At 62.9% G+C, this 14979-nt stretch carries 17 protein-coding genes; 15 read left to right on the top strand and 2 right to left on the bottom strand.

The window, feature by feature from the left end; genetic code table 11:
- The first annotated feature begins 184 nt into the window (after positions 1–184).
- The 14 genes from urtB (at position 185) to ureG (ending at position 11632) form a co-directional block, all read left to right on the top strand.
- Complete coding sequence (gene urtB, locus ABDB84_RS13080) at positions 185–1831, top strand: urea ABC transporter permease subunit UrtB (protein ID WP_345920190.1); 1647 nt, start codon at positions 185–187, stop codon at positions 1829–1831.
- 64 nt (positions 1832–1895) lie between these two features.
- Positions 1896–3017 (top strand): urea ABC transporter permease subunit UrtC, encoded by a 1122-nt coding sequence (urtC, locus tag ABDB84_RS13075; RefSeq protein WP_345920189.1) that lies wholly within the window; start codon positions 1896–1898, stop codon positions 3015–3017.
- Positions 3014–3868: an urea ABC transporter ATP-binding protein UrtD gene (urtD, locus tag ABDB84_RS13070; RefSeq protein WP_345920188.1), complete on the top strand. Its 855-nt coding sequence runs from the start codon at positions 3014–3016 to the stop codon at positions 3866–3868. The genes urtC and urtD overlap by 4 nt, the downstream gene beginning before the upstream one ends.
- 84 nt (positions 3869–3952) lie before the next feature.
- Positions 3953–4645 carry an urea ABC transporter ATP-binding subunit UrtE gene (urtE, locus tag ABDB84_RS13065; protein ID WP_345920187.1) on the top strand — a complete coding sequence of 231 codons (693 nt, stop codon included), beginning with the start codon at positions 3953–3955 and terminating at the stop codon, positions 4643–4645.
- Positions 4646–4840: 195 nt separating this feature from the next.
- Positions 4841–5704 carry an urease accessory protein UreD gene (locus tag ABDB84_RS13060; RefSeq protein WP_345920186.1) on the top strand — a complete coding sequence of 288 codons (864 nt, stop codon included), beginning with the start codon at positions 4841–4843 and terminating at the stop codon, positions 5702–5704.
- Between the two features lie 94 nt (positions 5705–5798).
- On the top strand, positions 5799–6101 hold the full coding sequence (gene ureA / locus ABDB84_RS13055; protein ID WP_345920185.1) for an urease subunit gamma: 303 nt from the start codon (positions 5799–5801) through the stop codon (positions 6099–6101).
- A gap of 62 nt (positions 6102–6163) precedes the next feature.
- Positions 6164–6754 (top strand): HupE/UreJ family protein, encoded by a 591-nt coding sequence (locus tag ABDB84_RS13050; RefSeq protein ID WP_345920184.1) that lies wholly within the window; start codon positions 6164–6166, stop codon positions 6752–6754.
- A 10-nt stretch (positions 6755–6764) separates the two neighbouring features.
- Positions 6765–7070, top strand: coding sequence for an urease subunit beta (locus tag ABDB84_RS13045; protein ID WP_345920183.1), 306 nt, complete (start codon positions 6765–6767; stop codon positions 7068–7070).
- Positions 7071–7159: 89 nt separating this feature from the next.
- Positions 7160–8860, top strand: coding sequence for an urease subunit alpha (ureC, locus tag ABDB84_RS13040; protein WP_345920182.1), 1701 nt, complete (start codon positions 7160–7162; stop codon positions 8858–8860).
- A 60-nt stretch (positions 8861–8920) separates the two neighbouring features.
- Positions 8921–9178 carry an antitoxin gene (locus ABDB84_RS13035; RefSeq protein ID WP_345920181.1) on the top strand — a complete coding sequence of 86 codons (258 nt, stop codon included), beginning with the start codon at positions 8921–8923 and terminating at the stop codon, positions 9176–9178.
- Complete coding sequence (gene vapC, locus ABDB84_RS13030; protein WP_345920180.1) at positions 9175–9573, top strand: type II toxin-antitoxin system tRNA(fMet)-specific endonuclease VapC; 399 nt, start codon at positions 9175–9177, stop codon at positions 9571–9573. Before ABDB84_RS13035 ends, vapC begins: the two co-directional genes overlap by 4 nt.
- A 1-nt stretch (position 9574) precedes the next feature.
- On the top strand, positions 9575–10063 hold the full coding sequence (gene ureE, locus ABDB84_RS13025) for an urease accessory protein UreE (RefSeq protein ID WP_345920179.1): 489 nt from the start codon (positions 9575–9577) through the stop codon (positions 10061–10063).
- A gap of 96 nt (positions 10064–10159) precedes the next feature.
- Positions 10160–10840 carry an urease accessory protein UreF gene (locus ABDB84_RS13020; RefSeq protein ID WP_345920178.1) on the top strand — a complete coding sequence of 227 codons (681 nt, stop codon included), beginning with the start codon at positions 10160–10162 and terminating at the stop codon, positions 10838–10840.
- A 177-nt stretch (positions 10841–11017) separates the two neighbouring features.
- Complete coding sequence (gene ureG, locus ABDB84_RS13015; protein WP_345920177.1) at positions 11018–11632, top strand: urease accessory protein UreG; 615 nt, start codon at positions 11018–11020, stop codon at positions 11630–11632.
- On the opposite strand, the gene ABDB84_RS13010 is transcribed toward ureG, so the two are convergent.
- Together ABDB84_RS13010 and ABDB84_RS13005 are read right to left on the bottom strand one after the other, a co-directional pair.
- A complete protein-coding gene (locus ABDB84_RS13010; protein ID WP_345920176.1) occupies positions 11622–13010 on the bottom strand; it encodes a sensor histidine kinase in 1389 nt (462 codons plus the stop codon). The genes ureG and ABDB84_RS13010 overlap by 11 nt on opposite strands.
- Complete coding sequence (locus ABDB84_RS13005) at positions 13007–13678, bottom strand: response regulator (protein ID WP_345920175.1); 672 nt, start codon at positions 13676–13678, stop codon at positions 13007–13009. Before ABDB84_RS13005 ends, ABDB84_RS13010 begins: the two co-directional genes overlap by 4 nt.
- 218 nt (positions 13679–13896) lie before the next feature.
- Between ABDB84_RS13005 and ABDB84_RS13000 the strand changes: the two genes are divergently transcribed.
- Positions 13897–14961 (top strand): ABC transporter substrate-binding protein, encoded by a 1065-nt coding sequence (locus ABDB84_RS13000; RefSeq protein WP_345920174.1) that lies wholly within the window; start codon positions 13897–13899, stop codon positions 14959–14961.
- Positions 14962–14979: the final 18 nt, after the last annotated feature.

Below are 14979 nucleotides of genomic sequence, written 5' to 3'. Positions count from 1 at the left end.
AAATGCCGCTCGCCCGGCCGCGCTCCTCTTCGCAGGGGAGTGGCCGGGCAGCTGGCAAGCCCTCGCAGGCAATGCCTCGATGCAAGTCAGGGCAACGCGTGTTGCCCTCCCGGCCTGGTGCTTTGCCCGGCCATCCTCTCCCGCAAACGGGTGAGGGAACTGCAGCGGAAGCCAGAACACCACCATGATTTCCAGCCGTGAATTCCGTAGCCACGCCCGTGCTTGCCTGAGCTTCGTGCCGGTAGTGCTGTGCGCTTTGGCCTTGTGTTGCAGCAGTATCGCCAACGCCAAACCGTCTGCCGAGCTGATCCTCAAGCTCGCCAATGAAGACAATGACATCAAGGTCGAAGCGCTCAATGCCATCGCCGGCAGCGCCGACCCGGAAGCCCTGCCGGTGCTGCAGGCGCTGGCCAATGACGGCCTGAAGGTCGTCGGCGGCAAGCAGGTGCTGATCGTCGATGGCGACAAGATCACCGATGCCGTCAGCGGTCAGGTTTTGCCCGCCCTGCCGGCCGATGCTGAAGACATCGTCACCAATAACCGCGTCAGCAGCGCGCTCGACGCCGCACTGGCCGCACTGGCGATCACCTCGCCGGACACCGCAGTGCGCCTCGATGCGGTCAAAAAACTGCAAGCCTCGGCCAATGAAGCGATCCTGCCCTTGCTGGACAAGGCGCTGAAGATCGAAAAAGATCCGACCATCCTCAAGCTGCTGCAGCTGACCCAGGCCACCGCGCAATTGCAAAGCAAGGACAAAGCGCTGCGTCTGGCTGCCATCCAGACCCTCGGCACCACCGATGACGCCAACATCAAGAGCCTGCTTGAAGCCGTGCTGGAAAAAGACGGCGAGGCTTTCAAGGAAAGCGACGAGTCGGTGCGCCTGGCCGCACAGCAATCGATCAACGCCATCAATACGCGACTCAAGCGCGGTGAGTGGCTGGGCGGCATTTTCACCGGTCTGAGCCTGGGCAGCATCCTCTTGCTGGCCGCGCTGGGGCTGGCGATCACCTACGGCCTGATGGGCGTGATCAACATGGCGCACGGCGAGCTGATCATGATCGGCGCCTACGCCACCTTTGCGACACAGAACCTGGTGCAGAAATTCGCGCCCGGACTCTTCGAGATCTATCCGCTGATCGCCATTCCGGTCTCCTTCCTCGCTTCGGCCCTGGTCGGCGTGGCGATGGAGCGCCTGGTCATCCGCCACCTCTATGGTCGTGCGCTGGAAACCCTGCTCGCCACCTGGGGCATCAGCCTGATCCTGATCCAGCTGGTACGCACCACCTTCGGCGCGCAGAACGTGATGGTCGAGAACCCGCAATGGCTGTCAGGCGGCGTGCAGGTGATGAGCAATCTGATCCTGCCCTGGAACCGCCTGGCCATCATCGCCTTCGCCGCCCTGGTGGTGATCGGCATGACCCTGATTTTGACGCGCACCCGGCTGGGGCTGTTCGTCCGCGCCGTGACGCAGAACCGCCAGATGGCCAGCTGCGTCGGCGTTGCCACGCCGCATGTCGACACGATGGCTTTCGCGCTGGGCTCGGGCATCGCCGGGCTGGCTGGTTGCGCGCTGTCGCAGGTCGGCAATGTCGGTCCCGATCTGGGCCAAGGCTACATCATCGACTCCTTCATGGTCGTGGTGCTCGGCGGCGTCGGCCAGCTGGCCGGTACTGTCTATGCCGCGATGGGTCTGGGCATTCTCTCCAAGCTGCTCGAAGGCTGGGCCGGCGCGGTGTTGGCGAAGATCGCCATCCTCGTCTTCATCATCGTCTTCATCCAGAAGCGTCCGCAAGGCCTCTTCGCGGTGAAGGGACGTTTCGTGGATAACTGAGCAGGCCGCTGCGCGCAAAGGTGCCGGCTCCCGTTACGACTGACTCATTACGCATCGACAAGACATGGACAAGACTTTGATCTACCGACTCTTCGGCCCCAAGGGCTGGCTAGCACTGGCGGCTTTTGCAGCGCTCATGCTGGTACTGGTCCCGATCTTCAATATCGTGGTGCCCGAGGGCAGCCCGCTGCATCTATCGACCTACTGGGTCGGCCTGATCGCCAAGATCATGTGCTACGCCATCGTCGCGCTGGCAATGGATCTGGTGTGGGGCTACACCGGCATCCTCTCGCTCGGCCACGGCCTGTTCTTCGCGCTGGGCGGCTACGCCATGGGCATGTACCTGATGCGCGCCATCGGCCGCGAAGGCAATTACCAGAGCGACCTGCCCGACTTCATGGTGTTCCTCAACTGGAAGGAGCTGCCCTGGTACTGGCAAGGCACCGACAGCTTCCTCTACACCCTGCTGCTGGTCCTCGTGGTGCCGGCCCTGGTCGCCTTCATCTTCGGCTTTTTCGCCTTCCGCTCGCGCATCAAGGGTGTGTATTTTTCGATCATCACCCAGGCGCTGACCTTCGCGGCGATGCTGCTGTTCTTCCGCAACGAGACCGGATTCGGCGGCAACAACGGCTTCACTGACTTCAAGCGCATCCTCGGCTTTCACATCGCTTCGCCCGAGACGCGCATCGTGATGTTCGGCCTCACCGCCTTGCTGCTGATCGGCTGCCTGCTGCTGGGCCGCTACATCGTCACCAGCAAGCTTGGCCGCGTGCTCGCTGCGATTCGCGATGCCGAGTCACGCGTCATGTTCTCCGGCTACAACCCGCTGCCCTACAAGCTCTTCATCTGGGTAGTGTCGGCGATCATCTGTTCGATTGCCGGCGCGCTGTTCGTGCCGCAAGTGGGCATCATCAACCCGAGTGAAATGTCGCCCGCCAATTCGATCGAGATCGCCATCTGGGTCGCGGTCGGCGGGCGCGGCACGCTGATCGGCCCGCTGCTCGGCGCCGGCCTCATCAACGGCGTGAAGAGCTGGTTCACCGTCGCCTTCCCGGAATACTGGCTGTATTTCCTGGGGCTGATTTTCGTGCTGGTCACACTGTATCTGCCGCAAGGCGTCATTGGCTTAGGTGGACAAATTCGCGCCCAGCTCAAGCGCCGCTTCGCAAAGCGGGAGGAAGCATGAACACGACAACGCACGCCGCCGGCAGCCCGATCTCCGGCGAAGGCAATCTGGCGCCCAGCTCCATCGGTGCCGGTCGCGCCACCGACAGCTCGCAGCTTGATACCACGCACGGCGTCATTCTTTATCTGGAAGACATCGTCGTCAGCTTCGATGGTTTCCGCGCCATCAACAAGCTCAACCTGACCATCGACAAGGGCGAGCTGCGTTCGATCATCGGCCCCAATGGTGCCGGCAAGACGACCATGATGGACGTCATCACCGGCAAGACGCGGCCGGACTCGGGCACCGCCTTCTTCGGCCAGACGATTGACCTGACCAAGCTCAACGAAGCGCAGATCGCCCATGCCGGCATCGGCCGCAAGTTCCAGAAGCCGACCGTGTTCGAGCAGCTCTCGGTGTTCGAGAACCTCGAACTGGCGATGAAGATGGACAAGGGCATCTGGACCAGCCTGCGCGCCAAGCTCAGCGGCCTGCAACGCGACCGCATCAACGAGATCCTCGAACTGATCCGCCTCACGGAGCAGGCCCAGCGCCCGTCCGGCCTGCTCTCGCACGGCCAGAAGCAGTGGCTGGAAATCGGCATGCTGCTGATGCAGGAGCCGCTGGTGTTGCTGCTCGACGAGCCCGCCGCCGGCATGACCGACGAGGAAACCGAGCGCAGCGGCGAGCTGTTCCTCTCGCTGGCCGGCGAGTACACGCTGATCGTCGTCGAGCACGACATGGACTTCATCAAGCAGATCTCCGGCGGCCGCAAAGTCACCTGCCTGCACGAAGGCAGCGTGCTCTCGGAAGGCTCGCTGGAGCAGGTGCAGAACGATGAACGGGTCATTGAAGTCTATTTAGGGAGGTAGTGAGTGGGGAGTGGGGAGCGGGAGTTAAAACGGTGCCAGATGGCCGCATCGACTCCCGACTCACCACGCCCGACTCCCAAAGCAATGCTGACAATCGAAAACCTCAACCAATACTACGGCGGCAGCCACACCCTGCGCGGTGTCTCGCTGACGCTCAAGCAAGGCGAAGTAACCACCCTGCTCGGCCGCAACGGCGTCGGCAAGACCACCTTGCTCAAATGCCTGATGGGCCTGCTGCCGGTGGCCAAGGGCTCGGTGAGCTTCGAAGGCAAGGACATCACCAAGATGGCCGCCTATAACCGCGCCGCGCTCGGTCTTGCCTACGTGCCGCAAGGCCGCGAAATTTTCCCGCGCCTCACTGTTGAAGAGAACCTGCTGATGGGCCTCGCCAATGGCAAGGCCTCGCGCGGCATCCCGTCCTACATCTACGAGATGTTCCCGGTGCTCAAGGACATGCTCGGCCGCCGGGGTGGCGATCTTTCCGGCGGCCAGCAACAGCAGCTGGCCATCGGCCGTGCGCTGACCATGCGCCCCAAGGTGCTGATCCTCGATGAACCCACCGAAGGCATCCAGCCCTCGATCATCAAGGACATCGGTGCCGCCATCCGCAAGCTCGCCGAAGGGGGAGAGATGGCGATCCTGCTGGTCGAGCAGTACTACGACTTTGCCGAATCGCTGGCTGACCAATACGCCGTGATGGCGCGCGGCGAGATCGTCAAGGCAGGTCCCGGCAGCGAGATGAAAGAACAGAATGTGAAGAGCCTGGTGGCGATTTGAGGCTTTGTCCCTGATCGGCGCATCACCCCTCTCCCGGCCCTGACGGGCCACCCTCACCCAAGGGAGAGGGAACGGCAAAGATCGCAGCTTGGCTTAGCCGTTCCCTCCCCGAAGCAAGGGTGGCCGAAGGCAGGGAGAGCTGAAATCGTCCTGCCGCCCCCAAGCCCGGTGACACGCGGCATAATCAGCCCCACCATGAATGCCCCGCTCACTCCCCAGACGCTCACCAGCAGCGACAGCCAGAACTGGCACGCATCTCTTGCGCTGCGCGTCGCACAACAAGGCGGCCGCAGCGTGCTCGCCCACAATCTGCACAAGGGCCCGCTGCGCGTGCAAAAGGCCCTGCATCCGGAAGGCGATGCGGTCTGCCAGATCCTCATGCTGCACCCGCCGGCCGGCATTGCCGGTGGCGACCAGCTGAACATTCAGCTTGATGTCGAGGCCGGCGCCCACGCCCAGCTGACCACACCCGGCGCGGGCAAGTGGTATCGCAGCAAGGGGCCGCAGGCGAGCCAGCAGATCAGCTTGAATATTGCCCGCGATGCAGTGCTCGAATGGCTGCCGCAGGAAGTGATCGTCTTCGATCAGGCGCAGGCGCTGTCGACAACGACCATCACCCTGGCCGAGGGCGCCCGCGCCATCGGCTGGGACATCCTCTGTCTGGGACGCACGGCCAGCGGCGAGAAATTCAGCCAAGGCAGCTTCCGCCAGCAGATCCGCCTGCAGCGTCCCGACGGTACGCCGCTGTGGCGCGAAGCCATGCACCTGGAAGGCTCCGATGCCGCCATGCAGTCGCCGCTGGCGCTGCGCGGCCACACCGTTTTCGGCACGCTGTGGCTGGCCGGCATGGCGCCGGATGCGGCCCTGATCGAAGCCCTGCGCGGGATCAGCATCCGGGATGTGGAATGCGGAATATCTGCGCTACCGCATGTCACGCTGGTGCGCCTGCTGTCACACTCCAGCGAAGCGGCCCGCCAGTACTTTGAAGCGGCGTGGACCTTGGCCCGCCCCGCCTTCCTGCAACGCGCAGCCCTCAGGCCGCGCATCTGGGCGACCTGAGGAATCAGGCGGCGTGCTGCGCAAGAAACGGACACTCGTCACCAGGACAGCCCGCTGTCCTCGTGCTTATTGCTTTTGAAGAAGGACCCTGCCCATGGAACTGACCCCTCGCGAGAAAGACAAGCTGCTGATCTTTACCGCCGCCCTGCTTGCCGAGCGCCGCAAGGCACGCGGTCTCAAGCTTAACTACCCGGAAGCCATCGCCTACATCAGCGCCGCCATCATGGAGGGCGCGCGTGACGGTCGCACCGTCGCCGAGCTGATGAGCTATGGCACCACCCTGCTCAGCCGCGCCGACGTGATGGATGGCATCGCCGAACTGATCCCCGAGATCCAGATCGAAGCGACCTTTCCCGACGGCACCAAGCTGGTGACCGTCCACCACCCGATCATCTGATGCATCCGGCATTGCGCCGGCGACCCTATTCCAAGCTTCACCGCTTTCATCTGGAGATTGCCATGAAAAAATTCCTGCTCAGCCTCGCTGCCCTGCTGCCTGCTCTGGCCTTTGCCCACATCGGCCATGACGGCGGCTATCACCACGGCAGCGCCTTCCTGCTTGGCCTGGCGCACCCCTTCACCGGTTTCGATCACCTCGCCGCAATGCTCAGCGTCGGCCTGTGGAGCGCGCTGGCTTTCCAGCACTCGCTGCGCAAGGCGATTGCCGCGCCGGCCGCCTTCGCCGGCCTGCTGCTGATCGGTGGCGTGCTGGGCATGGCGGGCGTCAACGCGCCTGCGGTGGAACCGATGATTGCTGCCTCCCTGCTGGTGCTGGGCGTCATGCTGGCCACCCAGATCAAGCTGCCGGTGGCTGCCGGCGCAGCCCTGGTCGGCGCCTTCGCCATCTTCCACGGTCTGGCGCACGGCAGCGAGCTGCCCGCTGAGCAAGGTCTGGCGGCGCTTTCCGGCATGGTCCTCGGCACGCTGGCACTGCATCTGACGGGTATGCTGGCGGGCCACTTCGTGCTCCGCCGCCATGTCTGGCTGCCGCGTCTGGCCGGCGGCGCTGTCGCCGTGCTGGGCCTTGGCCTGCTCAGCGGCGCGCTGTAAGGAGCCCGCGATGATCCCCGGCGAACTCTTTACCGATGATGGTGACATCGACCTCAATGTCGGCCGCCGCACGCTCAGCCTCAGCGTAGAAAACACCGGTGACCGCCCGATCCAGGTCGGCTCGCACTACCACTTTGCCGAGACCAATGCGGCGCTGAGCTTTGACCGTGAAGCCGCGCGCGGCATGCGGCTGAACATCGCCAGCGGCACCGCCGTGCGCTTCGAGCCCGGCCAGAGCCGCACGATAGAACTGGTGGACTTCGCCGGCGACCGCAAGGTCTATGGCTTCCGTGGTCTGGTGCAAGGCGCGTTGTAATGACCAAAACCCTTCACCGCACAGGCGCGAAGATCTTTTTCTCCTTTGCGCCTGTGCGGTGAAGCCGTTCGCATTTCAAGGAACATGACATGAGCAAAATCTCCCGCCGCGCCTATGCGGAAATGTTCGGCCCCACGGTGGGCGACCGCGTGCGTCTGGCCGATACCGAGCTGGTCGTCGAGGTCGAACGCGACTTCACGATCTATGGCGAGGAAGTGAAATTCGGCGGCGGCAAGGTGATCCGCGACGGCATGGGCCAGAGCCAGCGCGTGGCTGCTGAGGTCGCCGATACCGTGATCACCAATGCGCTGATCATCGACCACTGGGGCATCGTCAAGGCCGACATCGGCATCAAGGGCGGCTTCATCTCGGGCATCGGCAAGGCCGGTAATCCCGACGTGCAACCGGGTGTTACCATCGCCATTGGCGCAGCGACCGAAATCATCGCCGGCGAAGGCATGATCATCACCGCCGGCGGCATCGACACCCACATCCACTTCATCTGCCCGCAGCAGATCGACGAGGCGCTCATGAGTGGCGTGACCACCATGATCGGCGGCGGCACCGGCCCCGCCACCGGCACCTACGCCACCACCTGTACGCCCGGCCCCTGGCACATCGCCAAGATGCTGCAGGCGGCCGACGCCTTCCCGATGAATCTGGGTTTCCTCGGCAAGGGCAACGTGAGCCTGCCTGATCCGCTGCGCGAACAAGTCGATGCCGGCGTCATCGGCCTCAAGCTGCACGAAGACTGGGGCACCACGCCGGCCGCCATCGACAATTGTCTGAGCGTCGCTGAAGAGATGGACGTGCAGGTCGCCATCCACTCCGACACGCTCAATGAATCGGGCTTCGTCGAAGACACCGCCGCCGCCTTCAAGGGCCGCACCATTCACACCTTCCACACCGAAGGTGCCGGTGGCGGCCACGCGCCGGACATCGTCAAGCTCGCCGGCCTCAAGAACGTGCTGCCCAGCTCGACCAATCCGACGCGCCCCTACACCATCAACACCATCGACGAACACCTCGACATGCTGATGGTCTGCCACCACCTCGACCCCAGCATCGCCGAGGACGTGGCCTTTGCCGAATCGCGCATCCGCCGCGAGACTATCGCTGCCGAAGACATCCTGCATGACATCGGCGCGCTGTCGATGTTCTCCTCCGACTCGCAGGCCATGGGCCGCGTCGGCGAAGTGGTGATCCGCACCTGGCAGACCGCGCACAAGATGAAAACGCAGCGCGGCGCACTCAAGGGTGATGGCGCTCGCAACGACAACTTCCGCGCCAAGCGCTACATCGCCAAGTACACCATCAACCCGGCGATCGCCCACGGCATCGGCCACGTCGTCGGCTCGGTCGAAGTCGGCAAGCTCGCTGACCTGGTCCTCTGGCGGCCGGCTTTCTTCGGCGTCAAGCCGACCACCATCCTCAAGGGCGGCATGATCGCCGCTGCTGCGATGGGCGACGCCAATGCCTCGATCCCGACGCCGCAGCCGGTGCACTACCGCCCGATGTTCGGCGCCTTCGGCGGCGGCCTCAAGACCTCGCTGACCTTCGTCTCGCAAGCCGCGCTCGACAAAGGCACGCTCGACGGCCTTGGTCTGCAAAAGCCGCTGGTTGCCGTCAAGAACATCCGTGGCGTGCAGAAAACCGACATGGTGCACAACGACTGGCACGGCGAGATCAAGGTCGATCCGGAAACCTACGAGGTGCGCGCGGAAGGCGAATTGCTGACTTGCGAGCCCGCCACCAGCCTGCCGATGGCACAGCGTTACTTCTTGTTCTGAGACTTGTTTTCGCCAAAGTGCGATATATACTGTTGATATATACCAACCCGGAGCGAAATCATGCAAATCACAGCCAAGCTTTTTGCCAACGGCCGCAGCCAGGCGGTGCGACTGCCCAAGGAATTCCGTTTCGAGGGCAGCGAAGTGCTAATTGAAAAACAGGGGGATGCGGTGATCCTGCGCCCGCTCAAAAAGAAGAAGAGCTGGGCTGATGTGTTTGCAGCGCTGGATGCGTTTGAATCTGACTTCGTCTTCGAGCGCGAACAACCAGCAATGCAGGAACGCCCTGAACTTGAGCAACTATGGTCCGGCAAATGAAGTACATGCTGGACACCAACATCTGCATTTATCTCATCAATGGACACCCCGACACGGTACGGCAGCACTTCGCTCGCTACGACGTTGAAGACATCGCAATATCGTCCATCGTTGCCGGAGAGCTCTATTACGGAACCGCAAAATCGGGGTCGAAAAAAAACTTTTTTGCGTTGGAAGCATTTCTCAACGAATTTGAAATCCTGCCTTTCGAACGAATCGAAGCCATCCGAACAGGCGAGCTGCGTGCCTTCCTCGCACAGAAAGGTAGCCCAATCGGGCCTTATGACGTGCAGATTGCAGCTCATGCTCTGACTCAGGAATTGACACTTGTTACCAACAACGAACGCGAATTCCGTCGCGTTCCCGGTCTAAAGATCGAAAACTGGATCGCCTGACATGCTTCTCATCGAATCCCTCTACACCGGCAGTGACGCCGCCAGCGAACAACTGATCCTCAACTTCGACGCCCGCACCAAGAGTCGCCTGCGTACCCAACTGGCATCCGGCGAAGAGGTTGGCATGTTCCTGCCGCGTGGCAGCATCTTACGCAATGGCGACAAGCTGCAAAGCCAGGATGGCCGCATCATCGAGATCGTGTCGGCGCCGGAAGCCCTGGTCGAAGCGCGTTGCGACAATGCCTACGAGCTGGCGCGCATCGCTTACCACCTGGGTAATCGCCACGTCGCGGTGCAGGTCTGCGAGGGCGCGCTGCGCATCCAGCAGGACCATGTGCTCGAACACATGCTCGAAGGCCTGGGCGCCCGACTCAGTCATCTCGAAGCTGCATTCGAGCCGGAGGCCGGCGCTTACGCGCACGGCCATCATCACTCGGAACGCGGCGCCACCGAGGCACGCATCCATATCATGGGTGGCTCAAATGCGTAACGTAGGTCGGATAAGCGCAGCGCCATCCGACACGTTGTCATCGCAAACGTCGGATGGCGCTTTGCTTATCCGACCTACGCACATCGGGTCGCGTTCATGAACCTGCAGCTTGCCCGCCTGCTCCACCTCGCCAGCCCGGTGCTGCCGGTTGGCGCCTTCTCCTATTCGCAAGGACTGGAATGGGCGGTGGAATGCGGCACGGTAAAGAACGAAGCACTGGCCCTGCAGTGGATCAGCGATGCGCTGCACTTTGCGCTGGCGCGCTGCGAAGCGCCGGCACTGATCGCGCTGATGCGTGCCTGGCGCAGCGCCGATGTGGCGGCGGTCGCGCGGCTCAACGCCGAGTTCATCGCCACCCGCGAGACCGCTGAACTGCGCGCCGAAACCTTGCAGATGGGCTACTCGCTGGCGCGATTGCTGCGCGACCTGCCGGAGATGCCAGAAGCCATCCGCAGCACGCACGCGAGCCTTGCCGAGATCGCCTATCCCACGCCCTGGGCCGCCGCAGCGGCACACTGGCAGATCGAGGAACACGACGCGGCTACGACCTATCTGTGGGCCTGGCTGGAAAACCAGGTGATGGCCGCCGTCAAGCTGGTGCCGCTCGGCCAGACCGCCGGCCAGCGCATGCTCGTCGCCCTCTCGCCCGCCCTGCCCGGCCTCGCCAGCGAAGCAATCCGCCGCGCCGACAGCGAGGACTGGGAGAATTTCACGCCCGGCATGACCTTGGCGAGTAGCCAGCATGAGACGCAATACACGCGGCTTTTCCGCTCCTGATGCTGCTATTTGAGACGCGAAGTACGCAAAGAAAAACGAAGGTCCACGAAGGTAAAAAGTTAAAAGCCAAGTACCGCTTTGAACGCTCATAAAGTAAATCCTAAAAACTTTGCGAACCTTCGCTTTTCTTCGCGCCCTTCGCGTCAAAAACCATACTGACCAACAAAGAAACCAGCTATGACAACTACACAACCTCTCCGCATCGGCATCGGCGGCCCCGTCGGTTCCGGCAAGACGGCGCTGACGCTGGCGCTGTGCATCGCCTTGCGCGACAAGTACAACATCGCCGTCGTCACCAATGACATCTACACCGCCGAGGATGCGCAGTTCCTGGTGCGCAATGCGGCGCTGCCGGCTGAGCGCATTCTGGGTGTGGAGACCGGCGGTTGCCCGCATACGGCGATTCGTGAAGATGCTTCGATCAATCTCGAAGCGGTCGAGCAGCTGACGCGCAAATTCGAGGGTCTGGAGATCGTCTTTGTCGAGAGCGGTGGCGACAATCTCGCGGCGACCTTCTCGCCCGAACTCTCGGACCTCACCCTGTATGTCATCGACGTATCAGCCGGCGACAAGATTCCGCGCAAGGGCGGGCCCGGCATCATGAAGAGTGACCTGCTGGTGATCAACAAGATCGACCTGGCGCCTTACGTGGGCGCCTCGCTCGAAGTGATGGATCGCGACGCGAAGAAGATGCGTGGCGACAAGCCCTTCGTGTTCAGCAATCAGAAAACCGGTCAGGGGCTCGACCAGATCATCGCCTTCATCGAAACCCAGGGCATGCTCAAGCGCTGAGCGGGAAACGCAGCGAGACCTTGAGCCCCTTGCCATCCGCTCCGTCGCCCAGCGCGATCTGACCGCTGTGGGCAAGGCAGATTTCGCGCACGATGGAGAGGCCGAGGCCGCTGCCCGAACTATTGCCCTGCCCCAGCAGGCGGTGAAAGCGGGCAAACACATTTTCGCGCTCCGCAACCGGGATGCCCGGCCCGCTGTCGATGATGTCCAGACACAGATCAGGCGTCTCTTCGCAGAGCACGATGCTGATCTGCCCGCCTTCCGGCGTGTAGCGCAGCGCGTTGTCGAGCAGGTTGAGCAGCAGCTCGTGCAGCATGCCGGCATGGCCCTGCATGAACAGCCCACGTTCCGGCCCCTGGTAGGCGAGCTCCTGGGCACGCGCCATCACCAGGGGCGTGATTTCCAGTGCCGCCTCGCGCACGATGCGCGCCAGATCGACGCGCTGCGTCTCCAGCACCAAGCCATTGGCCGACTCGGCGCGCGACAGGCTGAGCATCTGATTGGTCATGTGGCGCATACGGCGAATACTCTCGCGCAGGCCTTCGAGCGTCTGTTGAAGCTCGCGCGGATCACTCTGCCGCAACGCATAATCGACCTGTGTGCTGAGCACGGCGAGCGGTGTGCGCAGCTGGTGCGCTGCGTCGGCAAGAAAACGCTTTCGCGCACCGATCATGCGAGCGATGCGTGCCGTATGCAGATTGATTGCATCGATCAAGGGGCGTACTTCCTTGGGCGTGACATCGACCGGAATCGGCGTCAGGTCATCGGCGCCACGCGCCTCGATGGCGCGCCGCAAGCGCAGCAGCGGATTGAAGATGCGCCACAGCAGCAAGGCCAGCACCACAGCGACGACCAGCACCAGCATGGCATCACGCCAGACGCCTTCGATGAACAGGCGCCGCACCAGTGCCTGGCGCGATTCGGTGGTCTCGGCCACCACCACCTGCACCACGTCATGCCCAGCGAGCTCGGGCGCGAACAGTCGCTTGCGCAAGACGCCGACGCGGATCTTTTCATCACGGTAGCTGGCGTCATACACCTCCACCCTGTCGATGGGGGCAAGATTACCCGGGCGCACCGGCAGATCGGTGTAGCCGGTCAAGGGCCGCGAATCCGGTCCCAGCACGGCGTAGAACACGCGCTCCTGATCGCTGCCCTCGAATGCGTCGAGGGCCGAGTAGGGAATATCGCTGAGGATCTTGCCATCCTTGACGTAGATGCGTTCAGCGATTGCGCGGATCGATGCGCTGAGGGTGCGGTCATAGGCCAGATTCACCGCTCGCATGGCATCAGCATAGGCAAAGATGGCATTGAGGCCCAGCGTGCACAGCAGCAGCGGCAGCAGCCAGCACACCAGCGAGCGCCGCAGCGACATCATGCTGCGCGGACCTCGCCGAGCACGTAGCCCAGACCGCGCAAGGTGGTGATCGCCACGCCCGAACCTTCGAGCTTCTTGCGCAGTCGATGGACGTAGATTTCGATGGCCTCCTCGCGCGCTTCCTCGTCGTAGCCAAACACGGTGGCGAACAGCTGCTCGCGAGCGATGGGACGACCGACACGCACCAGCAGGGCTTCGAGCACCGCCAGCTCGCGTGGTGTCAGCGACAGGACCTGATCATCGACCAGGGTCTGCCGCGTGGCGGTGTCGAAACTCAGTCGCGCTACGCGAATCACCTGCGCGTGGCCGCCGGCGCGCCGCAGCAGCGCCTTGATGCGCGCCTCCAGCTCGGCCAGTTCGAAAGGTTTGGGCAGGTAGTCATCGGCGCCCAGGTTGAGGCCGCGTACGCGCTCTTCGGTACTACTGCGTGCCGTCAGCACCAGCACCGGTGAGCGCCCTTCGCGCTGGCGGTAACGGCGCAGCACTTCCAGGCCGTCCAGCCCCGGCAAGGACAGGTCGAGAATGATCAAGTCATACACCTGAGTGAGCAGCATGTGATCGGCGTCGTCGCCGCGCGCGAGGCGTTCGACAATGTAGCCACTCTGCCGCAGGGCACGCGCCAGCCATTCAGCAACATCATCGTGATCTTCTACAAGCAGGATACGCATGCGGGTAAACCGTAGGCATCGCGAGGTGCGATTGAAAGATTATTGAAAGGGACGGCGCAGAGTATGCCGTCTCAACAAGAGTTTCGGTAGCTGCAAGCGCCTCAGGAAAGTCGCCGGGCCGTCCCAAGACTTTCCTGGCCCCCACGGGGGCGGCTCGGTCAAAGGCCGTGCCGGGGACTCACTCACCGACCAACCGCACCACCACAGAGGAGACACACATGAAGCTGAACAAGCTCGTATCGCTGCTCGCATTGAGCATCTTCGCGATCAGCGCCGAGGCCGCCACGCCGGAAGTCGTTGCCGCCGCCGTCAAGGAAGGCAAGGTCGTCATCTACAGCGCGACCGACCAGAAATCCGCCAGCCCGCTGATCAAGGACTTTGAAGCCGCTTACCCCGGCATCAAGGTCGAATACCACGACATGAACACCACCGAGCTGTACAACCGCTTCATCGCCGAGAGCGCGGCGGGCAGCTCGGCCGACGTGACCTGGAGCTCGTCGATGGACCTGCAGGTGAAGCTGGCCAACGATGGCTACGCGCTGGCCTACAAATCCTCGGAAGCGGCCAGTCTGCCCAGCTGGGCGGTGTGGCGGGATGAAGCCTATGGCACGACCTACGAGCCCCTGATCTTCGTCTACAACAAGCGCCTCACCGATGCCGCCGACGTGCCGCAAAGCCACGCCGAGCTGACCCGCCTGCTGAGCACCAAGGCCGACAAGTACAAGGGCAAGGTGACCACCTATGACCCCGAGCGTTCGGGTGTGGGCTTCATGCTGCTGGCGCAGGACGAACTGGCCAATTCAGCCGGCTACGCGGCGATGACCAAAGCATTCGGCGCTGCCAATGTGCGTGTGCAAGCTTCTACCGGCACGATGATGGAACGTGTGTCCTCGGGCGAAAACCTGCTCGGCTACAACATCCTCGGCTCCTACGCCCTGCTGCGCGCCAAGCAGGACCCGAACATCGGCATCGTCTATCCCAAGGACTACGTGCTGGTGCTCAGCCGCGTCATGCTGATCGCCAAGAAGGCCAAGAACCCGAACGCCGCCAAGCTGTGGCTGGACTACGTGCTCTCCAAGCGCGGCCAGGAGAAGATCGCCAACGAATGCGACCTGTATTCGCTGCGTGAAGACGTCTCCGGCGAAACCAATGCCGCAGCGCTGCGCAAGCAGCTGGGCTCCGCACTCAAGCCGGTGCCCATCGGCCCCGGCCTCTTGAGCTACCTGGATCAGGCCAAGCGCCTGGAATTCCTCAAGCAATGGAAGACCGCCATCGCGCCCTGAGCGCAAGCGCCCAGCTTC

Source organism: Uliginosibacterium sediminicola (genome assembly GCF_039631295.1).
GTDB classification, from domain to species: domain Bacteria; phylum Pseudomonadota; class Gammaproteobacteria; order Burkholderiales; family Rhodocyclaceae; genus Viridibacterium; species Viridibacterium sediminicola.
Note: the sequence above shows the minus strand (reverse complement) of the source record. Positions and strands in the feature narration are given on the sequence as shown.